General features: G+C 42.4%; 18 protein-coding genes. 10 read left to right on the top strand and 8 right to left on the bottom strand.

Annotation, left to right across the window (positions count from 1 at the left end):
- Positions 1–27 precede the first annotated feature (27 nt).
- The 3 genes from LVD17_RS02920 to LVD17_RS02910 all read left to right on the top strand — a co-directional run bounded on the left by LVD17_RS02920 (position 28) and on the right by LVD17_RS02910 (position 3,327).
- Positions 28–1,602 carry a hypothetical protein gene (locus LVD17_RS02920; RefSeq protein WP_233764647.1) on the top strand — a complete coding sequence of 525 codons (1,575 nt, stop codon included), beginning with the start codon at positions 28–30 and terminating at the stop codon, positions 1,600–1,602.
- A 563-nt stretch (positions 1,603–2,165) separates the two neighbouring features.
- The gene (locus tag LVD17_RS02915; protein ID WP_221417984.1) at positions 2,166–2,405 is read left to right on the top strand and encodes a GIY-YIG nuclease family protein; all 240 of its coding nucleotides are present in this window, start codon (positions 2,166–2,168) and stop codon (positions 2,403–2,405) included.
- Positions 2,406–2,607: 202 nt separating this feature from the next.
- Entirely contained in the window at positions 2,608–3,327 is a 720-nt protein-coding gene (locus tag LVD17_RS02910; RefSeq protein WP_233764646.1) for a tetratricopeptide repeat protein, read from the top strand.
- A 70-nt stretch (positions 3,328–3,397) separates the two neighbouring features.
- On the opposite strand, the gene LVD17_RS02905 is transcribed toward LVD17_RS02910, so the two are convergent.
- The 4 genes from LVD17_RS02905 to LVD17_RS02890 form a co-directional block, all read right to left on the bottom strand.
- Entirely contained in the window at positions 3,398–4,108 is a 711-nt protein-coding gene (locus LVD17_RS02905) for a M48 family metallopeptidase (RefSeq protein WP_233764645.1), read from the bottom strand.
- Positions 4,101–7,340, bottom strand: a complete 3,240-nt coding sequence (locus LVD17_RS02900) for a type I restriction endonuclease subunit R (RefSeq protein WP_233764644.1) — start codon at positions 7,338–7,340, stop codon at positions 4,101–4,103. Before LVD17_RS02900 ends, LVD17_RS02905 begins: the two co-directional genes overlap by 8 nt.
- 229 nt (positions 7,341–7,569) lie before the next feature.
- Positions 7,570–8,940, bottom strand: coding sequence for an AlbA family DNA-binding domain-containing protein (locus LVD17_RS02895; protein WP_233764643.1), 1,371 nt, complete (start codon positions 8,938–8,940; stop codon positions 7,570–7,572).
- A 76-nt stretch (positions 8,941–9,016) separates the two neighbouring features.
- Positions 9,017–9,379, bottom strand: a complete 363-nt coding sequence (locus tag LVD17_RS02890) for a hypothetical protein (protein ID WP_233764642.1) — start codon at positions 9,377–9,379, stop codon at positions 9,017–9,019.
- Between LVD17_RS02890 and LVD17_RS02885 the strand changes: the two genes are divergently transcribed.
- A complete protein-coding gene (locus LVD17_RS02885; RefSeq protein ID WP_233764641.1) occupies positions 9,362–10,039 on the top strand; it encodes an excinuclease ABC subunit UvrA in 678 nt (225 codons plus the stop codon). The two genes, LVD17_RS02890 and LVD17_RS02885, sit on opposite strands and share 18 nt — an antisense overlap.
- A gap of 62 nt (positions 10,040–10,101) precedes the next feature.
- On the opposite strand, the gene LVD17_RS02880 is transcribed toward LVD17_RS02885, so the two are convergent.
- On the bottom strand, positions 10,102–12,057 hold the full coding sequence (locus LVD17_RS02880) for an alkaline phosphatase family protein (RefSeq protein WP_233764640.1): 1,956 nt from the start codon (positions 12,055–12,057) through the stop codon (positions 10,102–10,104).
- Between the two features lie 304 nt (positions 12,058–12,361).
- Here LVD17_RS02880 and LVD17_RS02875 point away from each other — a divergent pair, with 304 nt between their 5' ends.
- Positions 12,362–12,601 carry a CBU_0592 family membrane protein gene (locus tag LVD17_RS02875; protein WP_233764639.1) on the top strand — a complete coding sequence of 80 codons (240 nt, stop codon included), beginning with the start codon at positions 12,362–12,364 and terminating at the stop codon, positions 12,599–12,601.
- Between the two features lie 7 nt (positions 12,602–12,608).
- Here the strand turns inward: LVD17_RS02875 and LVD17_RS02870 are convergent, their stop codons facing one another.
- Positions 12,609–13,205: a TetR family transcriptional regulator gene (locus LVD17_RS02870; RefSeq protein WP_233764638.1), complete on the bottom strand. Its 597-nt coding sequence runs from the start codon at positions 13,203–13,205 to the stop codon at positions 12,609–12,611.
- Between the two features lie 142 nt (positions 13,206–13,347).
- On the opposite strand from LVD17_RS02870, the gene LVD17_RS02865 reads away from it, so the two are divergent.
- The 5 genes from LVD17_RS02865 (at position 13,348) to LVD17_RS02845 (ending at position 23,460) form a co-directional block, all read left to right on the top strand.
- Entirely contained in the window at positions 13,348–16,605 is a 3,258-nt protein-coding gene (locus LVD17_RS02865; RefSeq protein WP_233764637.1) for a SusC/RagA family TonB-linked outer membrane protein, read from the top strand.
- Positions 16,606–16,619: 14 nt separating this feature from the next.
- Complete coding sequence (locus LVD17_RS02860; RefSeq protein ID WP_233764635.1) at positions 16,620–18,401, top strand: RagB/SusD family nutrient uptake outer membrane protein; 1,782 nt, start codon at positions 16,620–16,622, stop codon at positions 18,399–18,401.
- An 85-nt stretch (positions 18,402–18,486) separates the two neighbouring features.
- Entirely contained in the window at positions 18,487–19,722 is a 1,236-nt protein-coding gene (locus LVD17_RS02855; RefSeq protein ID WP_233764633.1) for an alkaline phosphatase family protein, read from the top strand.
- Positions 19,723–19,826: 104 nt separating this feature from the next.
- On the top strand, positions 19,827–22,895 hold the full coding sequence (locus tag LVD17_RS02850) for a purple acid phosphatase family protein (protein ID WP_233764631.1): 3,069 nt from the start codon (positions 19,827–19,829) through the stop codon (positions 22,893–22,895).
- An 82-nt stretch (positions 22,896–22,977) separates the two neighbouring features.
- Entirely contained in the window at positions 22,978–23,460 is a 483-nt protein-coding gene (locus LVD17_RS02845; protein WP_233764630.1) for a DUF6702 family protein, read from the top strand.
- Positions 23,461–23,525: 65 nt separating this feature from the next.
- Here the strand turns inward: LVD17_RS02845 and arr are convergent, their stop codons facing one another.
- Positions 23,526–23,945 (bottom strand): NAD(+)--rifampin ADP-ribosyltransferase, encoded by a 420-nt coding sequence (arr, locus tag LVD17_RS02840; RefSeq protein ID WP_233764629.1) that lies wholly within the window; start codon positions 23,943–23,945, stop codon positions 23,526–23,528.
- A gap of 63 nt (positions 23,946–24,008) precedes the next feature.
- A complete protein-coding gene (locus LVD17_RS02835) occupies positions 24,009–24,374 on the bottom strand; it encodes a DUF2200 domain-containing protein (protein ID WP_233764628.1) in 366 nt (121 codons plus the stop codon).
- Between the last annotated feature and the right edge of the window lie 155 nt (positions 24,375–24,529).

Raw genomic sequence — 24,529 nt, 5'->3', positions numbered from 1 at the left:
TCCATAAGTATTTAAACCAATTATGCCATGAAAAATTTATTAAAAAACACCAAAGCATTGTACATATCCGTATTAATTCTCCTCAAAGGAAATTTACTTGCTTCTACCAGTGCTAATACAGTAGATTATTATATTGATATGGAAAGTCCTGTAATACAGCTATCTGCGGTTGGGAAGGACGCAGATAATAACTATCATTTTATCTTTGGTTTTAACTGGACTTCCGATACTACCGCATTTCATAGAGATATGATGCCGAGTATAGATAAGCTTCATTTTGTTAAATTAGATCAAAATACACCATTTTATAGCCAACTAAACCCTGTGGCTTCTCCTGTTTATGAATTTGTTGTAAAACATGATGACATAGATGAGATAGACGAGGTCAAGTTCTATTGTACATATATAATTGGAGGGCGAGTCTATAATACTAAGCCTGTCCACCTTCAACTCCGATTTGAAAATGATCCTGACCTTGACATTAAGATATCTAGTGAAGGATTATATTACTTTACAAATTCGATTACTCCGAAGGTAAAATTAGGAGCTAATATTGATGGGGTACGTATAGAGAGTTTAGTCATCAAAGAAATAAACAGCAATGAAGCCCCTGTTTTGGCAGCTGGCGATGGGTTGAGTCATATATATTTAGGACCCCATCAATATACAGAAGTGAGTTTCCACGCATATTCAGGTCGAAGTTTAAGCGTTAACAATGAGTATTTTGTAATAGGTCAAATTAGAGTCGGGAGTGAAGTTAAATCTTTTAGCAAAAGGTTAAGGGCTCTTAAAAGGTCGATGTATTATGTAGTTGCACCTGTTCACGAATTGGAAGTATACGGAAATAGTGATTTGGAAGTATTCGTAAATACATCGGCTCCAGTCAAAGAAGTAAAGGCGGAAATATTAGAAGCCTCTGTTCCGGCAACACTTAAATATTATGACCTGGAAGGTGCTGGGGAAAACAGATGGCGGCTGAAAATTAACTCTTCAAATAAGAGTATATCTTTTGGAAGCTATACAATTAAATTTACAGGTACTTCCGTAGAAGACACACCATTAATTGTAAAGGAATATTCATTTAAAAAGAAACCTATAACCTGGAAATCCATTCATATTAAAGAAAGCAAAGCAGGTTATAGTATAACCGCTGAACTGACATATCCCGTAATAAATAAATCAGATGTTGAGTTACTTTTAGATAGTCATGGTTTCTCTATGTCATCTGTCGATAATAAGATATTCACAAAGGAGTTTTCTTTAAATGATCAAAGTCTTAAGGAATTCACGGAAGCAATGAATGATGATAACTTTAAGAGAAATATTGCAGTTGGTATTCAAGTTGAAGGAGTACCTTCTGACAAGAATGTTATTTTTACTGCAACCATTCTTGATATGAACCAGTTTGAGGGCAAGAAGAAAAAGGAAATTTGTGAAAAGTTAGAGGAAATAGGTTTTGAAGAAAATCTTGACAAGATAGCATTATCTATTAGTGAAGAGCTCAAAAAGGATGAGCCAGATCGTGAATGGGCAAAGAATGTTTGGTCAGATGCTATTGAGTATGCTCCAAAAGTATTAGGACTGATAGCTATGTTTTTTTAAGTTTTGAAACTAAAGGTTTTATACTTTAAAATCTAAAATTGCTCTAATATCCTCCCTCAAAAAGTTCGAAATTGAGACCTTGGGGTCCACCATCGCCCGCCGAAGTCCGATCAGGACGAAGGCGGGCATTTTTGTTTGTAGTCCTGCCTTTTAACTTCCTGGCAGTTCGGCCGGGCTACGGCGGAGGAACTCCACCATCGTCCACCACGGTCCGATCAGGACAAAGAGGGCATTTTTTTGCAGTCACTTCCTTTTGAACTTCCCAACAGTTCCGTCGGGCTAAGGCGGAGAACTCCATCATCGTCCACCATAGTCCGATAGGACGAAGGCGGACATTTTTGTTTGCAGTTACTTTTTGTTAGCTCCCTGTAGCTTTGGGCGGGCGGTGGCGGGCCATCACCAGTTACGAGGTTTTGTTTCAATTAATTCACTCCATATCATTTTAGGTTGATACGTAGAATTTCCTTTATTTGTAATTCTACTTTGTACCCCATATAAATCAGCCAGAGTGAAGAAGTTTTCCCTTATGGCTTCTGAATATTTTGTTTGTTAAAATTTGATTGATGATGTGGTACGTTTATATCCTGAAATGTAATGATGGTACGCACTATGTTGGGTGTACCAACAGCGTGGAAAATCGCTTGAAAAGACATATGAATGGGGAGGTGCATTATACTAAAAGCAGGCTGCCAGTTGTTGTGATTGTTTATACTGCATTTAATGACAAATACAAGGCCTACCAATATGAGAAATATTTGAAATCAGGATCAGGAAGGGCTTTTTCTAAGAGGCATTTGTTGTGATGTGGGCTTTTGCTATTCCAAAACAGTACTGGCGGATGTCCTTGTTCATTACAGGTTGTAGGATTGCTGTGCTGAACCTGGGGCCAAAAACGATCCCTTGCCCAAGGATAGCATGAAATGTCTGATTTCTCGGAGAATTGTTTTATTTTGTAAGCATGTACCTCAATTAAGGAATTAGAATATTAGAACTGAGTTCTCTTTCATGAGATATCTACTGACATTATTAATATTAATCGGTGTTAATGGACTTCATGCCCAGAAGCAAGACGCCAATCTTATGGCTGGTCATAATGCTTTGTCGAAAGGAGAATATAAGGAAGCGATAGAGGCTTTCTCCAATGTGCTTAAATACGATAAAGACAACAAAGAGGCATTGATACATAGGAGTAAGGCATATTATTCCTTAAAAGACTATGAGAAGACAATAGCAGACTGCGATGCAATATTGAATATTGACCCGGAACTTGAAAGTGTATATGACTTATCCGCTATGCACAATATGGCGTTGGCCTATAATAGTTTAAAGAAATACGATAGGGCGCTGTTATATCTTGATGAGCTAAAACAGCTGCAACCGGACTACCTTCCTTCATATGAGAGTGCAGGGTACAGCCATTTGGGGTTAAACCAGTTAGATTTGGCTCTCCAGGATTTTAAAGCCATGGTTCGGCTCGACTCAACCTCGGAAAAGGGTTATTATGGAATTGGTATGATACATTATTTGAAAGCTGAATATTCTAAAGCCATTGAAGCCTACAACCAAGCCATTCAAATTAATCCGGATTATGCCATGGCTTACCAAAACCGAGGTTCCGCCAAAAGGGAGTTAGGTGATATGGAAGGCTGTTGCGTGGATTGGAATAAGTCTTATATGCTTGGCCTGGTGCAGGTGGAGGCTTACTTGGGAGAGTATTGTAGGTGAGGTGTTTTGGGGCGGAGTTGTGGTGTGTTATAGGTCAGGTTGCGAGCCGGCTCATTATTTTGAAAGCTCCTTAATTCAAAGTGGTTTCAAGTCTTTCTTTCCATTTCTTCCAGTCGGGCATTATTGTTTCTTGAAGGTCGTAGAATGCACGTGTGTGGTTGTGATGTATTAAATGACACAACTCATGAATAATGACATATTCTATACTTCCTTTTGGTGCTTTGATCAATTCTGGATTTAGTATTACTTTTCCTTTGGGCGTGCAACTTCCCCAACGCGTAGGCATCTGCCTGATTTGAAGCTCTGGCTGATCGATGTTGTATCGGGTAAAAAGTGGAAGTATCTTTTTTAGGGTTTCTTCAAAGTGAACAGATGCTTTCTCTCTGTACCATTCTGATAATAGATTCTTTGCTGAAGTATTGTCTTTTTTCAATACGAATAACCTTCCTCTAAATAGCTTCACTTCATTGGCTGCTGCCTTTTCGATTCTAAGTTTGTACTGTCTTCCTAAGTAAAGATGAGTTTCACCATTGATGTATTTACGGGATGGTGTTAATGGGTGATAGGATAGAAACTCCAGTTGTTGCTTAATGATCCATGGTGCTTTCTCCCTGAGTTTGGTTTTTAGTTTTTCTTCTGTAGTATCAAGAGGAGCAATCACCTTTACTCTACAATCGGGGTACACCCGAATGCCGAGGGTTTTGCGATCCTGATATGAGAGCTCATAGTTAATCTCTCTGGAACCAAAAGCTAAAGATTCAATGGTTTCTTTTTTAGACATATTTCAACTTGGCTACTTTTAGTCCTTCCTCTACCAATTCATCTATCAAGTCAAAAGGCAGCTCTATGTCTTGTTGGGCTTTGAGGTCAAACAGATAGTCATCTATCTCAATTTTAATCCTGCCTTCAATGTCAGATTTGTTCACCCAGTCAATGATGGGCTTGCCATTTTCAAATACTATGGACTTAATAACATGATCAATGCCTTCAGCCATCACGGCAGCTATATTTTGAGACCCTTCTGTACGCTTAAGGTGACCTTTAAAAATCTCATTAACCAGGTTGTAGATGGCAATGCCTGTCTCATTTCCAGTAAGGTTTTCGGGTACGTTGTCCTGTCTGCCGTTATGAAACTGATCTTCGTATTGCCTTGCTTTGTTGAGATAGTCAGCTTCTGAGATTCGGTGCTGGTGATAATCCTCGATGGTATCTCGGATGAGCCTTGATAGCTTCTTGAAATACACGGGATCTTCATTCATTTTTACATTAATCGCTTTGATTGTCCTGCTTGCAATGTGATCTGCTTTGGCAGCCTTGCTGGTTATCTTCTCAACTTCCCGGTCTCTTTCTTCTTTATCAAAAATGTTGACCATTTCAGTAATGTGAAGAATTTCGCCTTCCGTGGTAATGTGCTTATCAATCAGCTTCTGAACCTGTGGTTCATATTCCTTGTATTCCAGATCGTCAAAGTATCTACGCTTGACAGAGATTCTTAACCCAAGGAAGAATTTGGCATCCTGTTTATATTTATTGATTTGCTGCTCGGGTGTTTTGCTGATGAACTCAAAACTAGATAAAGCAAGTTTAAGCAATCGGGCAAAAGCTGATACCTTTTCATAAAAGAAATGTCTGACAGCTTCATCCTGTAATAATTCTTCATAAGCAGGTTCATCATACTTATTCCTCACTTCTTTGAAAATGTCCCACACTTCTGAGTGAGCCTGAGGTAGCTTCTTGATTTCTTCATTGATATTGGTCAGCGTACCTTCCAAATCAGCCGCATCATAATTGTTGGCTCCCGAGTAGGTTTCTAAGGCTGTATCCAGATTCTCCAGGTTGCCATAATAGTCAATGATTAAGCCATGTTCCTTGCCAGGAGCTAAACGGTTTACTCTGGCAATAGCCTGTAACAAAGTGTGCTCTTTAAGCTGGCGAGTGAGATACAAAACGTAGTTATTGGGGGCATCAAAACCTGTTAGTAGTTTATCTACCACAATGATTATTTCAGGGTGGTCTTGCTTTTTGAATGAGTTGATTAGAGACTTTTCATAGTTCTCGGAATTGCCATACTGATCCATTCTGGCCTTCCAAAACTTCAATATCAAGTCATCACTTTCTTCAAATGCATCATCATAGTTTTCCCGAACATCAGGAGGGGAGATAAGGACTTCACAGGTTACTTTTCCAATCTCCCTGATAAACTCACGGTAGCGGATAGCTGTAGTTTTGTTGGGGGCTACTAACTGGCCTTTAGCCTTTAAGCTTCCAAATAGGATGCCCTGAACATTTTGCTCGTAGTGGTCTGAAATGTCCCAGGCACGGGCATAAATAATCTCCTCTGCTTTATTGAGTTGATTGGTAGAACTGAATTTTCGTTTTAATGCTGCTTTACCGTATGGAGTCAGGGGTTCGGATACTCGATCAAAGTAGTTGTCCAATGGCTTTTCATTAACCTGAATTAGGTTGTGGCGACCTTCATATAGTAAGGGAACCACAGCTCCATCCTCAACAGCATCTGTAATGGAGTACACATCTATCAAGCCACCAAAGCGGTTTGCAGTGCTCTTCTCTTTCTTCATTAAAGGTGTTCCGGTAAAGGCGATAAAGCAGCCTTTTGGAAATACCTTTTGCATTTTGATGTTGAATGTGCCGTACTGACTTCTATGGCCTTCATCTACCAATACAAAGATTTCAGGTGAATCAAAGCCTTCTTTAGCTCGGTTGACAGCTGCCTCAAACTTGTGAATCAAAGTAGTGATAACCGTATCACCTGTACCGGAAAGAAGCTCTACCAAGTGCTTACCAGTTTGAGCATTCTCTACTGGTATTTGACATTTTTTGAAAGTCCCTGTGATTTGATCGTCCAAATCAATGCGGTCGGTAACTAAGATGATCTTAGGGTTCTTGATTTGAGGATGTGTAGCAATCAGTTGAGCTAACATGACCATAGTTAAGGATTTACCACTTCCCTGAGTATGCCAGATTACACCGCCTTTTCTTAATCCTTCACTGTCTGTTTTAACAATTTTATCCAAGGTGTTGTGTACAGCAAAATATTGCTGGTACCTTGTAACTTTCTTGATGCCATCATCATACAGGGTGAAGTTGAAGAATAGGTCTAAAAGTCTCTCTGGCTGACAAAAGCTAAACAGTAGCTTGTCCTGCTCTGTTACTGCCTGTTCTTCCTTTTCGAGGTTCTGGAAGAAAGTCCAGACGTTTTTGTAGCGTTCCTGGAATAGCGTTGTTCTTTCGTTGGCAGGAAGTGGCTGATTTTTTAAGGTCTGGAGTTTATCGAGCCATGCAGTTTCTTCTGCTTTGGTTTTAAAGAGTTCTTTCCAAAAACTCCAAAACTCTTTCTGGGTGGCAGTTGTAGCGTATTTGGCTTCATGGGTAGCCAATCCCATCACCAGGTTGGAGTATTGATACAATGCACGTATTCCGTCTTCCTGCTGATTCCTTAGATGCTGCTCAATTGACTTGTCGATTGGGTCTTTGATCTTTGGACTTTTGCACTCAATAACCACAACCGGAATACCATTGATAAACAATACTATATCAGGACGGTAATGCTCGCTACTGCCACTTCTGAGTACACTAAACTCTTCTGATACGTGGTAGGTATTGTTTTCAGGATGTTTCCAATCAATGTAATGGAATGAGAAGCTCTTTTTGTCACCCAAAACAGATTGCTCAAAGCTCCTGCCCAGAGTGATTAGTTCATAAAAGGCTTTATTGGCAGCCATAAAACCATCCTGAACTGGTAGATCACGAATGGCAAGAATAGCGTTGTTTACATTGGCATCAGAAAAGAGGAACTCTTTTCCTTTATATTCAATGGTGTTGATGACTTGAAGTTGATCCTTCAAAATCGTCTCCAACAGCACATTGGAGGTTCTGCCTCCACGGGCTTCCAAGGCCTGCTCAGGAGAAAGATATTTCCAGCCCATATTCATGAGTAGCTTCAGTGCGGGAAGCTGTGATATATGGTCTTCTTTAAATGATGGTACTGCCATGTCCTTATACTTTGTTAATACTTTTGCTCAATTGGCATATTTTCGTCAACTAATAATACCTTGTGCATTACTTGAAATTCTTATACATCTACTCTTTGTTTCTACATCTTTTCGTGTAATGTTTGTACCCGTATTTTCTTTATTGTTTGTACTTCCGTCTTGTACATCATTGTCAATTCTTGTACACCTATCTTTTACTTATACTGTTACTCCTAGTTTATCTCCTAGTTTATCTCCTAGTACTAGGGTTTAAAACCCAAATACCCGCTTTCCTGGAACCTTCTCTTTTTAATGCACCTTCTTTTTGCATAGCTGCTAAATGATAATCAATACCTTTAACAGTTATTCCTATTGCATCTGCAAGTGCTTCTCTTGTAATAGAAGGATTACCTTCAATAAGGTTCAATATAAGTTCTCTATTATCACCAGATACAGTTTTTCCCGAAGCTTTTTCAGGACGTTGCATTACAACTGTGAACATTCCATCTGTTTTAAATTCTGGTTCAGGAAGTTTGGCAGTCTTCATCTGATCCTTAATTCTTCCAATACCCGAGCCCACCTGTTCGACCATGCGGATTCGGACAAATAACCCAAAGACCAAAGGATTTCTGCTGTGACTTTTGGTTCCAAAGTCAGTAGGAGAGATGGCGCTTGTTAATCCACCCGGATTGGTGATTTCTACGCGATCGTTAAATAACTCAATGGTAATTTTCGCTCCTTTATCATAGTAATCACGATGGCAAAGGGCATTGATGATGGCTTCTTTCAAGGCCGTCTCAGGAATTTCCCATATTTCTTTTCTAGGCCCACCGCCTTCTATTTTATAGCGGACATTCAGTTTGTTTTTTAGCCACTGCATAGCCTGCTCATACTGCTTTATCAAAGGACCCCCAAATATCTTGTCGTCTATGATTTGGGTTTTGACCTCTTCTTCGAATGCAATACAGCGGATCATGGCCGTTTCAATAAATTGCTCAGGCGCTGATCCAAAGAACAATACTCCTCCGTTTTTAATGTTTTTGTCGGGTAAAACAAGTCTGAGGTTCTGGATTATTTGTTCCTGTGAAATTGTTTTTGATAGCCCGCTTTCCAGGCGAAACTCCTCAAACCAGCTTTGATCAATATCCGTATTTACACTAAAATCCGGGCAAGGTGCTTCGTCAAAATAGATGCGATCAGACTGCTGAAAAAAATCCCGCATCTGTTCTACAGTGGTGAGTTTTTGCGTATTTGGGCCTTGTCGAACATAAATAGCGCCGGACAGTACATAAGGTTTTTGAGGGCCGCTATTTACCTCAATCACCCAGACAATTTTTCCTTCTACTTCAACCGGATACAAAATGGTGGGAATATGGGGGTTGATTTCATTGAGAGAGTTCTGGATGGCTGATCTTTTCGAATTATCTATTTCTACACCGTGAATTTTGTTATCATCGCTCACCCCAACCAACAAAACACCCCCGGCTGCATTGGCAAAGGCACAAATCTCCTCACTCAACTCTTTGAGTTTATTGGGCAAACGCACTTTAAACTCCGCGTTATAGCCCTCTCCGGATTGGATGATGGATAGGAGGGATGATGGTGTAAGGTGTTTATTCATTTCTGACTACTTCTATCCGTCACATCAGCAGCAAAAGATGAGTGATTTGATTCATTTATAAATGAAGGTGCTGTCATTATCGATTTGTTGAAATGTTTTTTAGTCCTTTCATTATCAAGAATACTATTTCATGGATGTTGGTACTTTCAAAAAGAATTAAGTTTTCTTCTTTGGATAATCCGTTACCTTTTGAAATCGTATCCACCGTATATTTTTTAAAGAAATCCACGAGGTAATCATAATCCAGTTTTACCGTAGATTTACCTGAAGTGTATGATTTAAATTTCTTCAAAAAGTCTGTGTCAAACTGAAAATCATTAGTCATTTGAGGAGGTATATCCCCTTGGATTATTTTTATGATTGACTTAGCAGCCCCCCCAAATCCACCAATTAAATAAATAGGCTTATTTGCCTTTAAAGTTTGATAAGCTTCTTCCACGATTCCAGGATAATATCCTACACCGGAATTATCGAGCAGCTAAAAACGCTATTCTCAAAAACAGCAAGCGCAAGAGAAGCGGGGCTAAAAAAAGCGGATTTCTCCTACCAAAGTAAGAATGGTAAGTGTGCCACTTGTGGAGGTCATGGAAAAGTAAAAACCAGCATGGATTTTATGAGCGATGTCTGGCTGACCTGTGATACCTGCAAGGGAATGCGTTATAACGATACCTTTCTGGCATGCAAATTAAAAGAGCGTTCTATCGGCGAAGTGCTTCAGATGACCGTTCTGGAAGCTATAAATTTTTTTGAGTCAGGAGCTATTGTAGAAAGCCTTGAAGTGCTCAGGCAAGTAGGGGTTGGCCATTTACGTTTGGGGCAGGCAGGTAATACCTTGTCTGGAGGGGAATCTCAACGGTTGAAACTGGCAACCTCCATACTACAAAAGCGAAAAGGCCGTACACTGTACCTCTTCGATGAACCCAGCACCGGCCTTCATTATTTTGATATCCTCCAATTAATTAAGGTCTTTCAATCCTTAGTCGACCGTGGCGATACCGTACTTTTCATTGAACACAATACCACTTTGATTGGGGCGGCCGATCAACTCGTTACGTTGGGGCCAGGTAGTGGTGAGGGTGGAGGGACAGTGATGGGGTGATTCAAACCTTGGAGGTTTATTTACGACACACAAGAAACCTCCAAGGTTTAAAAACATACCTGCTACCTAAGCACCATAGTATGTGTCAACACCGTTTGAGCATCTTCGCCCTGGCTCAGGAATCTGAGGATGTATAATCCTTTAGATAAATTTCTTCCGTCAAATTCTGCCTCATGGCTTCCGGCTTCTTTTATTTCATCAACGATCACGCTAACAGGTTTTCCCTGGCTGTCAAATACCTCCATTCTTATCTTTTGGTTTTTGTGAAGTTCATAACGGATGGTTGTTATACCTGAGAATGGGTTAGGGAAGTTGCCTTTTAGTGATACAGCTTCAGGGGTTTCCAATGCCGTTAAAACTTCCTGCTCTACTTTGCTAGTTTCAGCAGAGATGGACTTAGCCTGATAAGTGTCGTAAGTGTAATTTATATTTAACCGGGGCTGCATGTATCCTTCTGAGCTGTAGAAGTCCCAACCATCACCACCGTCAGGTAATATAGCCCAGCCATAATTACCTGCACCGTCTGACCAGGCCTGTAAGCTTTCCGTTACGTCGATGCTTAGCATGCCCTCTGAGGTGTTGCTCACGGAGCCATCAGCATGGCGAACAGCCTCTACGTCATTTGCCTGTATACCGTTATCAAGCGTATTCCATGTTTCATTTTCACTCCAGGTTCTCAGCATGCGGTGTAGCGAACCACCATTACCAGCATTGATCACACGCACATTTAATGTGGCACTCACAACATTTACATTCTGAGGCACCTGGTGCTGGCCATTTCCTATAATATTATCAAAGCGAAGTAAAGCCTGATTATCCCTGCCACTCCACCACGGATCGGCATCATCTACAATTAAAGTGGTTCTGTTGCCATAAGCACTGTTTTTTTCATGTCTTCTTATGTAGGTGTCTACTGTGCCAGAGTAATTGTTCAGGCCATTTTGTATAACAATATTTACAGCCCCATCCGACGTGACAGCAAGCGACTGGTCAACGTTAAACCCAGATCCGGGAACAGATGGCAGACCCAGGAAATTTAACGACAGGTTGGCTACATCTGCATATCTGATGGGCTGAATGGCGTCTTCATCATATTCCTGGCTATAACTTGGATCTCTTCGGGTTTCTGCATTGAGTGCATAAAGGTCCGCTCCCATAGCTACCCCCGGGCCCCAGACATAAAATGGGATGGTATAGTTATCCGGATGCAACAAATTGCCATGCCCGGTACTGCCGAGTTCACCACCATGGTCAGCAGTTAAGATAATGGCCGTTCTGCCGGCCAGTCCCGGAGTGTTTTCTATAGTAGCAAACAAATCGCCTATAAGAGCATCAACTTCTGCCACCTTTTGTGAATATTCTTCAAGCGGGGCAATATTCCAGCCTGTAGAGTGGCCCTGGCTATCAGGATACCTGAAGTGAAAGAAAGCGTAGCCATATTGACTTACTTTATAATCACTGATAAACTGCGCCGTAAGCTGAGCCATATCTCCGTTATACACATAGGTGTCAATTTTATCCTTTCCGTTGTTCTCCCCGGTAATATCAGGGGCACCATTGCTTGCATTGTAGGAATTTTCAAATAAGATAAACTTGCTTTTTCCGGCATAAAGCGCTGTTGATAACCCATGATCATGAGCCACATCAAAGGCCGAAGCGATGTAGCCGGCAAAGGTATGCAGCGTTACAGGTCCAGGGTCGCTATTCCAGATAAAATTATGGGCATTTTTACCAAGCACCTGCCGGCCGGTTACTTGCGAGGTATGTCCGGGTATGGTGGAAGTGTTTGATCTGTCCGTGCGTGCATTGTCTGTCCAGGCACCTTCTGTACGAAATCGGAAAAAATTCGGGAGCCTTTCCTGACCCATGGAGGTGATTACATCGGGGCGAAGGCCGTCTACACTGATGTGCAGTACATGATCAACCCGTGGTACATTGCTTCCGTTTTGGGAAAAACTTTGGTGTAAGCCAGCTAAAAGGACTAGTAAAATACTGGTAAATGTAATAGTTCGATACATGATTTTTGGTTTAGTTGGTTTGTGAATTTTAAGATAGTATCCAACTATTATTGAACCATTACTTCGTTATTATATGTAAATTAACCTTGGTTTTCCTTCAAAACTTAACTCTCTTACTGCCTGATAGATGAAATATTAATATAAAGTTTATGGCTTTAGGAAAACCCTCATATTTTTTTATTGATATGTTTACCGCTTTGGAATAGCACCAACTTCTCCCTCCATTGAGATTTAAATTTTTGTAATATTGGTATTTATTGTCTCGGGTAAATTTGAACTATACATCCTATAAACAGAGAAACAAATGAAGTTGCACGAGCTTATTGGATGGTTTGGAGCCATAACATTTATAGTAGCATATTTCCTGCTTAGCATCAAGGTTATCAGAGGTACGGGTATATTATACCATGTACTCAATGCTGTTGGCGGACTTTGCCTGGTTATTAATGCAGTTTACCTGAGAGACAATCCTACATTTGTAGTTAACCTGGTCTGGATGCTTATTGCCATAGTGGCTACGGTACGCAATGTGCGAAGTGAATAAAACGAAGCTATACCAGAGTAAGTGATATAAGGTTTAAAGCCAGGGACCTGTAGGTTTCTATTTTTCTCTGATACTCTTCCGTACCTTCCAGCATGCCCAGATAATAGTAGGCACCTTCGATAAGTACAAAAACTTGTTCCGCAAGCTCCGACACATCCTCCACATTAATAATATTGTGTCTTTGGTAATGTTCCAGTACAGATGTCAGCATACCCCGGAGGGACTCATGCAGGAGCCTGAAGCTGTTTTTGATCCGGTCATCCCTGTAACTGAGGGCATAGCAACTGTAAAAGACTCCGTCATCAAACAGCTCGTTCCATTTTTTTGAGAACAAATTATGAATAAGCTCTTTCAGGTTTTCCGCAGTTGGGTGTTGTGCATCAAACTGAAACATGCCCTTGTATCGTTCCAGGGTAAAATTTATCAGAGCCAGCAAAAGCTCTTCACGAGTTTTAAAGTAATGAATGATCAGACTCGGGTTGATATCAAGATGTCTGGCAACTTTGGCAATGGAAGCATTTTCAAGACCTGTTTCTTTGGCCACTTCATAAAAGGCGTTGATGATCTCCGTTTGACGAACCTCTTTTAAACTTTTTCTTCCCATTAAATTACTGTTAATACAAAGTTAACCACAGTGCCATTAAATAGTATTTCCTATTATCGTTTTATTATAAATTGAACGACCGTTCAATTTATAAGTTGCCATTAACTAGTTTTAAAAATCACTTAATAATGGTAAAAAAATCATGCTTAAAAAAACACTCCAAAGTTTTATCTGTGGTTTCATCTGCACATTGAGTTTGTATGCGCAGGAATCCGGCATATCCGGAAGGATCACAGATGTTCAAGACGGTAGCCCTTTACCTGGTGTTACCGTGCTGATCAAAGGTACAACACGTGGTACGGCCTCAGATGCGGATGGCACTTACAGGTTGCCGGCATCAAAAGGTGAAGTACTTGCCTTTTCATTCATTGGTTATGAAAGTCAGGAAATTACCGTAGGAGACTCCCCGGTTATAGATGTGGTGCTGCAACCGGATATCACCACCCTGTCTGAGATAGTGGTAGTGGGCTATGGAGAGCAAAAGAAGGTGAATTTATCAGGGGCGGTAGATGCCATTGACAATACGGTACTGGCCAATCGTCCCAATCAAAACATTGCACAGGGGTTACAAGGCATTTCTCCAAATTTAAATATAGACTTTCTCAGTGGTGAGCCCGGTGCGGTTCCTAATATCAACATCAGGGGCATAACTTCGATCAATGGAGGGGATCCGTTGATACTGGTTGACGGAATACCCATTACCCCGGCAGAGCTTAATACAATCCCCCCGGGTGATGTGGCTGGTATTTCGGTACTTAAAGATGCCTCATCGGCCGCCATCTACGGAGCACGTGCCGCCTATGGAGTTATTCTCATTACTACTAAATCAAGGTCAGAAGAAGGTGTCAGCATAAGCTATACTAACAACTTTTCAATGAGCAGACCCACCGTACTGCCTGATAAAGTTACCGACCCTTACATCTATCTGAGAGTGCGGGAAACCTCGACAGATAATACACCCTGGGATAACCAGAACTACAGCGACCAGACCTACCAGTGGGCAAAAGAGCGCTCCGATAATCCTGAACTCCCCGCAGTAAGGATCAACCCTACGGATGAGTCACTTTGGGAATATATGGGAGATAAAGACTGGACCAGGGAATTTCTGGACCATTATAATTATTCTCAGCAGCATAATCTATCCATCAGCTCAAGGGGTGAGCGCACCAGCTTGCTGGTATCAGGCGCCTACGATAATCAGCAAGGTGTGCTCGACCATATCGCAGAAGATGGTTATCAAAGGTATTCGCTACGTTCAAAGCTCAATATCGACCTTACAAAGTTTCTGAAAGTGGGCAACAATACCTCAATGGCTTTTAGTGAAAGGGTGAGGCCAACCTACTTTGGAAGCGACGATAATGACGACATGTGGCAGATATACAACTTCCATCCTACAGATTGGGATATAAACCCTGATGGCTCTTATGCCAATACAGAAGTTGGCAGGTACATGGCTCAATTACAAACTGGCGGAGAGAGCGTATCCAATTTTAACATTTATCAGACCTCTTTTTTAGGAGAACTATCACTTTTCGAAAAAGTGTTGAAGCTAAATGCTGATTACACCATCCGGAAGAACATAGAGGAAGTAGAGCAGTTTGCAACCAAATATAATATTGGTTTTGGTCCTGAGGATATCAGGGAGGAAGGGGACAGCTGGGCCTATCAAAGCAATGCAGATAATACTTACTCAGTGTTTAATATTTACACAACCTTCAGCAAGACTTTTGGTAGCCATCAGGTTAATGCTGTTGCAGGATACAATCAGGAGCATAACAGGTACGAATCTACCTTTGCACAGAGAGATGGCCTGATCACAAACAGCCTGCCCACCATGGCACTGGCTACCGGTGAATCGCAGGTTGGAGAAAGTGTACGCGAGTGGGCTATAAGAGGCTTGTTTTTCAGGGCCAATTATATTTTTAAAGATAGATACATATTCGAATTCAACGGCAGGTACGACGGTTCATCAAAGTTTCCTAAAGATAGTCGTTGGGGATTCTTCCCTTCTGCCTCAGTGGCCTGGAGGGTTGACGAGGAGGCATTCTTTAGTCCCTTGTCTAACCTGTTCAGCCAATTTAAGCTGAGAGGTTCCTACGGATCGTTGGGGAATCAGTTTGTAGGAGAGTATGGCTATATTTCTTCCATGGAAGCTACCCAAGGTAGCTACATTATCGGAGATCAGCTGCCATTGGTCGTAAACTCTCCTTCGTTGGTTTCGCCTAACTACACCTGGGAAAAAGTGAACAGCAGCAACATAGGATTGGACCTGGGTATATTTGACAACAGGATAACTACCTCCTTTGATTACTATTCCAGGGAGACGATCGGCATGCTTACATTAGGTCGTGAGTTGCCCGATGTATTGGGTGATGCAGAGCCACTGGAGAATTCGGCCGATTTAAAAACTACCGGATGGGAATTGGCTGTTGGCTATCAAAACAGCTTTCAACTGGCCTCAAAGCCATTTAAAATCAGTTCACGTTTTATAATTTCAGACAGTAAAAGTACCATCACCAGGTTTGATAACCCGGAAAGAAACCTTACCCAATATTACAAAGGAATGGAGCTTGGAGAGATATGGGGTCTTGAGAGTGACGGGTTCTTCCACTCCCAGGAAGAAATTGACGCACTTGACCAGTCCGATATTGTGCCCTGGGGTGCCTTGTCTGTTGTAGAGGGCTGGCCCAAATACATAGACCGGGACAACAACGGCAGAATAGAAAAAGGCGCTACCGTTGATGATTCCGGAGACTTGTCAGTAATTGGTAATTTACTTCCAAGGTATCGTTATAGCCTTGATCTCAATATGTCGTGGAAAGGCTTTGACCTTCGCATGCTTTTCCAGGGTGTTGGTAAAAGAGATTTTTATCCGAGACACTACCTGTACTGGGGTTTTTACCAGCAACCCTATGCCGGTGGTTATGAGCACCTGCTGGACTATTACAGGGCCACTTCAGACAGTGAAACGGAAAGGGCCAAACATAGCCAGTCTTACCTGGATGCAGGCCTGGCGGATGCCAATACGGATGCCAGGTATCCCGTGCTACAGTCATGGTTGGCTGACAGAAATCTGGGGGAGAGAATAGACGAGGCCCAGGGACTGGCTATACCGCAGACAGGCTACATGCTGAACGGTGCCTACCTGAGACTTAAAAACCTGACTATCGGCTATACAATTCCGCAAAGTTTGCTTTCAAGGCTTAAGATCTCAGATTTAAGAGTATATGTGAGTGGTGAAAATATAGCGGAATGGTCTGAACTGAAAGACTACTTTGACCCTGAGTCAATCAATGATGATGTGGCCAAAATGAACCCTTCGGCAAGTACTGCAAGCGGATGGGGCTATAGCTACCCGCAGCAAAGAAAATATTCTATCGGACTTAGCATCACGCTATAATTAACCTGAAAATTATGAAAAAGATTATACTACTGCTTTTGACCGCTACTTCATTGATGGTGGCATGTGATGACGATTTTCTGGAAAAGTACCCTGAAACCTCCATTTCAAGAGAAAATTTCTTTAAAACGGAGGAAGACCTGATGATTTATACTTACGGGCTGTATGATTTTGAAGGAGTAGGGAAGTATGTCAGTGATATTGGCACTGATAACCAGGCCACCACCGGTGCAACGGAAATTAAAACCATGATGACTGGTACCCCATCTGCTACCAGTATTACCGGCGGATGGAACTGGGATGCGTTGAAGGACATCAACTACTTCCTTGAAAGCATAAAAGAGACTGATCTTCCGGAGGAAGTGGTTAATCACTATGAAGGCGTGGCCAGGTTTTTCAGGGCACGATTCTACGTAAACAAGGTAAAGCGCTACTCTGATGTGCCCTGGTATGACTTTGTCCTGGAGCCCGATGATACCGAAGCCCTGATGAAGGCCCGTGACCCAAGGGATGTCGTGTGGACCAAAATACTGGAGGATTATGAATTTGCAAGGCAAAATGTAAGGGCAGACCAACCTGAAGGTGCGGTGAATAAATGGGTGGTGCTGACCTATATGGCCCGCCATACCTTATATGAAGGTACCTATAGAAAGTACCACAGTGAATTGGGGTTGGAGTCTACAGCAAACGACTTTCTCGCTATAGCACGTGATGCAGCCCATGAAGTGATCAACAGCGGGCTCTACTCTATTTACTCTACGGGTGCAGGAGCCCAGGACTATGGCAGTTTGTTTAACAGCGCCGACCTGACAGGTAATGCAGAGGTTATACTCACCAATATCAGTCAGGATGAGATCAAGAACAGTGGATGGTGGGAGTATATGTTTGGTAACTATGAGGCATGTCCCGGAAAGGACCTGCTTCAGGCTTACCTGAATGCAGATGGCTCGTACTATTCGGAGCTGGTCGATTTTGAAACGAAACAGTTTGTTGACGAATTTGAAAACAGAGATCCGAGACTTTACCAGACGTTTGCTCACCCAGGGTGGGAATTGATCAACACGGCCACCTATGCGCAGGGAGGCGGTATATACATCCAGCAATTGCAGAAAAACTTTTCTGGTTATCATCAGCTAAAAGGGTTTATTAATAACCCGGACCAGACTGTGTTAAACAATGTTGATATACCCGTTTTGCGATATGCCGAAGTACTGCTTACCTACGCTGAAGCCCGGGCCGAGCTTGCTGAGCTTACCCAGTCAGACCTCGACGTAACGGTGAATGCGATTCGTGACAGGGTAGGTATGCCACACCTTACATTGGGTGTAACAGCAGATCTATGGCAGCAGGAGAAGTATTCAAATGTTGCATCTCCGGTATTATTAGAAATAAGAAGAGAGAGAAGGGTAGAGCTTGCCCTGGAAGGTTTCCGAATGGATGATCTCATGCGATGGAACGCAGGTCATATCCTCGAAGAAGAGCCTCGCGGACTTTACTTTCCGGGTCTTGGTGAGTATGACCTTACCGGAGACGGTGTGGAGGATATAAAGCTGATACCTGCTTCGGAGTCTGTTCCGGCAACAAAAGAGACCAACTCACTGGGGGTACCATTTATCTACTACAGGGTAGGCGATGTAAGTACGGACGCTTCTTTCTTCCTTTCTGATGGAGAAAAAGGGTATGTGGTGGCTGTAGAAGACAGAGGTGTTTTCCAGGCCCCCAAATACTATTACAGACCTGTACCGGCAAACCAGGTGAAGTTAAATCCTAACCTGAAACAGATTTTTGGCTGGTAGCTTACCATCCGATATTGACAATATACCGGATCAGCAGGAGGTTTTCCTGCTGATCCATTTTTCCGATACCTGAATGAACAAGATTATGGTTAAAATCAAATTACTGATCGTTATTATTATTAATTGTACCCTCTCATCATTTGCTCAGAAAAAAGCCGTATTTATTATCCTTGATGGAATACCAGCCGATGTTATTGAGTCAGTAGAAACACCTGCTCTGGATGAAATATCCAAGGCCGGCGGGTACACCAGAGCCTATACCGGCGGACGCGCAGGAGACTTTTCTGAAACGCCGACCATATCCGCGGTTGGGTATAACAGCCTGCTTACCGGCACATGGGCAAATAAGCATAATGTATGGGGAAACGGTATTAAGGATCCCAATTATCATTATTGGAATATTTTCCGCATAGCCAGGCATAAAGACCCTTCCCTTAAAACAGCTATTTTTTCCACGTGGCTGGATAACCGGACCAAGCTTATCGGTGAAGGTCTTGATGAAGCAGGAAATATTAAAATGGATTATGCTTTCGATGGTTTTGAACATGACCAGAAGAATTTTCCGCATACCAGGGATCGCCGGTACATTTTTGATATTGACGAGCATGTCTCCAAAGAAGCCGGGCGCTACATACAGGCAGAAGGTCCTGACCTTTCATGGGTTTATCTTGAATTTACTGATGACATGGGACATAAGTATGGCGACAGCGATGAAATGTATGAAGCTGTAAGAAAGGCGGATACCCAGGTAAAAAGGATTTGGGATGCATTGAAATACCGGGAAGCGCATTTTAGCGAAGATTGGATGATAGTTATTACTACGGACCATGGGCGCGAAGATAAAACAGGAAAAGGGCACGGAGGACAGTCTGAAAGGGAGCGCACCATATGGATGGTTACCAACAGCGATGACCTGAATGAAAGTTTTAGTCAAATGCCTGCCATGGTGGATATCATGCCCTCGATACTTAAACATATGGAGATTGAAGTCCCTGGTGAGCTGGCTGCTGAGATAGACGGGGTCTCTTTTATAAGAGATTTAGCTGCCAAAGATCTGGAAGCGAATATCGCCGACGGCGTGTTGTATTTGAAATGGAAGTCATACGCTGAAAAAGGTAAGGCAAGATTTTATATTTCCGGCACTAACCAGTTCAAAACAGGAGGTAAAGATGAGTACATGGAGCTGGGAGAAGCCGGAATACAGTCCGGACAGGCGCAATTCAAACTTCCAAACGGAGACCTTAAACCTTTTAAAGTACTGATGAGGTTTGAAAGGATAACCCTAAATACCTGGATAAGTAAGGGAAATAAAAAACTTTAATTGGCAGCACCGCCTCTGCCGCAGGAAAAAAATCGAATGACCGTTGTCATGACTGCTACAAATTTGCCATAACCCTTCACCTAACAACAAAATCAACAAAACCTATGAAAAAGAAACTCTTGTTACTGTCACTATTAGCAGTATTACTCTTGCTGAAAGATGCAAATGCCCAATACGTAAAGCCTTATCTCCAGGCGGCTAAGCCGACTTCGGTTTGGGTAAGCTGGAAGACCGATAATGGCACCAACCCCACCGTCCGTTATGGTCTTTCGGCCAATAATTTGGCGCAGACCGTTTATGGTACTACGGTAAACCTTGAGCCCAAAGATTATACCTATAACACGCCCTATCATTGGCATAATGTAAAACTAACAGGCCTCACACCTGATACGGGCTATTACTATGAGGTAAGAAGCGGAGCATCGGACCGGTCGGAAGTGCATTACTTCAGAACCCCTCCTGCTCTTGGCAGTAAAAAGGACAAACTCAGGTTTATTGTGTTGGGTGACCACCAGGTATTGAACTATCAGGGAAGCCCTTATATGAAGTTCAACGAACTTGTACAGGCTGCCAAAAGCAAAGCTGAGCAGCTGTACGGTACGCCGATTGCTAATAATATCAACCTGATCATCAATGATGGGGACCAGGTAGATGTAGGTACTTTGAATCACTATGAAAATATCCATTTCGCCAAACAGAGCTACATCACTCCCAACCTTCCTTTGATAACTGCTGTGGGAAACCATGAGACCTATGGTTCTATGGGGATAGAGGCATACTATGAACACTTCATTTTAAATGATGAGTTTGATTATAAAGGCATCAGCTCCGGCACGGAGCGATACTATACCTATCAGTTGGATAACGTGCTCATTATGGTGCTGGATACCGAGCTTACTGGCAACACACAACTCAATTGGGCAAAATCGGTGATCAGCAAAGCAACTACAGATGCCAGTGTGGACTGGATCGTAACAATCTCTCACAGGCCTTATCAGGCAGAACAGTACTCAAACGACTATTCCGGTTGGTACGGAAATTCAGTGTTACCTGCTCTTAAATCTACGGACAAATTTGTGTTGCATATTGCAGGCCATCACCATTTATACGCACGAGGCCAGTTCAAAGACCACTCCGGCTACCACATGATATCCGGTGGTACCGCGTGGCCTCAATACTGGGGAGACTCCGGGAATGAAACTGACCATCAGGAGACGCAGGGCTCTTGGTCTAACTTTGCATACCAGATTATTGAGGTAGACAATGTAAATGAAGAAATGAAGGTGCAGTCCTATACTATAGGCAGCCTTGATAAAGTTAAAAATAACGAGCTGCTGGACGAGTTTCATTTAAGGCGCGGGCTGGACAAACCAACTACACCATCGGTTACCAACAATGTTTCAGAGCCTGTTACTTTGCCCTATACTTTTAAAAGTAGTGCCTATTACTCGGCAGCTCAGGAGCCATTTAACTCCACACAATTCCAGGTATCTTCTACAGAAGGTTTTTCTACAGTTAAAATAGATGAGCTTCGCCACTTCGAAAATTACTATGGCCCCGACGGCCAGCGAGACGAAACCCGTAATATTGGTTTGGGACAAGGAATATTTGACCTGACCATAAGGTCTAACCAGTTGAGCAACGGAAGTTACTTCGTTCGTGTAAGGCATCGAGACCAAAGCCTGAACTGGAGTGAGTGGTCTGTGCCATTATCCTTTGAAATAAATGGCAGTGTGGATGCAGATCCTGCTATTTCTTTAAATAAACAAAGCTACGCTCCGAATGAAATCATCCAGGTTAGCTATGCCAATGCTCCCGGAAATGCCAAAGACTGGATCGGTATTTATAAAAAGGGGAATATACCCGGAATGAACGCTTCTACCCAGTGGGCCTATATCGGTGGAAACAGCAATGGTACTGCAAGTTTCAGCATAGCAGAAAGCGGAGAATATTTCGTGACCCTTTTTGAAAACGACGGATATACCGAACTGGCCGGGCGTATCTATTTCTGGGTGGGCAGCACCCCTGTGCTTACTTCAGATAAACCAGCCTATAACGAGGGTGAAAATGTGGATATTTCTTATACATCTGCCCCGGCCAATCCAGAAGACTGGATAGGTATCTATAAAGTTGGTGTTGAGCCATCCGCAGGAGCTTATGCCAGCTGGCAGCGGGTCAGCGGAGTGTCAGGCTCACTTACATTTTCTGATCTGCCTAAAGGATACTATTACGCAACATACCACCTCAACAACGGATACGCTGAGGTTGGTGAGCGAATTTATTTTCAGGTAGGTACCCAGATTACCACCATAAGCACTGACAAAAACAGCTATGGGCTGGGAGAGCCTGTTACTATTACTTTTGCCGATACGCCCGGAAAGGAGAAGGACTGGCTGGGCATTTATCATGATGGAGACACCCCGGGCATTGAGCAATTATACACTTACAAATATTTTGACGGACTTACTAATGGTTCGACGGTAATAGATGGTACCGAAGGCAACGAAGGAGCCCCAAATCAACTTCCTGTTGAGCCTGGAAGGTATTTCATAGTTATGTTTACCGATGACAGCTACAATGAGGTATCCAACAGGGTATACTTTGATGTTACCGATTTGAACCCTGCAACCTCGGTAAGTACTGACAAACTGGTCTATAATAGCGGTGATGTGGTAAAGATCAGCTTTGCTCATGGCCCCGGAAACACCTGGGACTGGATTGGTATTTATAAAAAAGATGATACACCGGGTACTCAGTATGCCTACAAATGGAAATATGTTGATGGCAAGGAAGCCGGAACCCTGAGTTTTGCCAATGTGGCTAACGGAGAGTATTTTGTCAATTTGTTTGAAAATAATGGCTATGTCGAATTGGCCGAAAGAAAGAGTTTCAGGGTAGGTTCACCACTGACGGCATCAGAGGTAGTGAGCTCGGCAGATGGGAAAATAAAGGTATATCCGAATCCTTTTAACAAATACCTCAATATTGAAGCTGTCAATCCAATTACAAAAGTCGTTTTGATTGATCCTGCAACGGGTGCCACCGTAATGGAAGAATCAGGCCTTGAGGGGAAAAGTATTACACTCAAAAATAAGGCGCTGGTTCCCGGAAACTACCTGTTGAAAGTACATGCCGGAAAGACTTATGAAGTTCATGTAGCGATAGAAAAATAAATCTTGTTCATCGAGGGCTGTTTCAAATGTTTCTGTTCATACCTGTTTAAAGTGGAAACAGCCCTCTAAATACTTATTAGCCATGAAAGTTATATTAATGCTATCGGTTTTCATACTTACTTCCTTTATGCACCCCCTCAAAATGTCGTTCAGCAGTATGTCGGTGAGCAATGAAGGGAAGGTAAAGATTGAAACCCGACTTTTTTTGGATGACCTTACACTACACATCGAAGACAGGTACCGGTTAAAGGATGCGGACTTTTCTACGCCGGCCGCGAATGGCTCAATAGCACTGCAACAGTATATCCGGGAAAATATACATATACTACAGGCGGGAGATACCATTTATTTCATTATTACAGGTATTTCACTTTCGGAAGACGGGCAGGCATTGGTAGTTGAAATGGAGAGTGCGGGTGCTCTTGATAAAAAGCAAAGCTATAAGGTTAAAAACAGCCTGCTTTTCGATATTTTTAAAAAACAAAAGAACCTCCTGATCATCAAAGGTAAGGAGTACTATAAATTCTACTTTACCATTGATGACCCTGTGCAGGAGGTAAATTAGAGTTATTTGGATAAAGTACGAATTATGGAGCCGCCATTCATCAGACTATATCTTTAGTCGGCTCCTTAATCCTCAATGGCCTCAATACCCTGCCGTTTAAGTTCGGCAAGATGGTCCTTCATAGCTTTGAGCTGCTCCGGAGAGTGGCCCTGCCAGGCAGTAATCTCTCCTACAACTTTAAACGGATGGAGAGAGCGGTACGACTTTGTAGGGTTACCCGGAAATTTCTTATCTGTCAAATTTGGATCGTCCTCGATTAAACCCGTTGGCTCAACGATATAGATTCTTTCACGCCCTTCACCTGAGGCAAGTTCTGCCCCCCAAATGGCTGCATCCAGGGTAGCTGTAAGGTATATGTACTTAGCTTTTCTCCTTTTGCCATAGTTAGAGATATAGCCTGCTTCTATGAGATCGCCTGTTTTAAGGTCTGCTTTCGTGCCGTGATAGAATGTCAGTGAATAGTCTATTGTCTTGTCTGTTTCCAATGTTGTTATATGGTTTTGAGTTGTTGTTTACAGTTAGGTTGAAGCCGTCAAGATTTTGTTTGGCTATGAACTACGCAATATCTTCTCCATCTTCCTTCCCTTAGCCAGCTCATCTACAAGCTTATCTAAATAGCGAACCTGTTGTGTTAAAGGGTTCTCTATTTCCTCCACACGATATCCGCAGATCATACCGGTAATGAGATACGCATTGGGATTAAGCTCAGCACGCTGGAAGAACGTTTCAAAAGTTACCCCTTCCTTGATGAGTTCCTCCATTTTTTTTGTGTTGAAGCCTGTTAACCACTGAATGACTTCATGTAGTTCATCTCTAGTACGGCCCTTTTTCTCCACCTTTGCCAGGTACATTGGATAGACAGACGCAAAAGCCATTTTTGCAATACGCTGATGATGTGTTTCGGATTTGTTCATACCCTCACATTTTGGTGATTAAGTAATTGCCCTGTTTCCTGGCATGTAGCCTATAGGTTACCAAGGGCCGGCGAATATCTAATCTAGCAAAATCTGTGGGAGCTTACAACGGTTTAAACGGATAGTCCGGATTTTTAAAAAAGTAATCAATTTCT

It is taken from the genome of Fulvivirga ulvae, from assembly GCF_021389975.1.
In the GTDB taxonomy this organism is placed as follows: domain Bacteria; phylum Bacteroidota; class Bacteroidia; order Cytophagales; family Cyclobacteriaceae; genus Fulvivirga; species Fulvivirga ulvae.
This window is presented reverse-complemented; position numbering and strand designations above follow the sequence as displayed.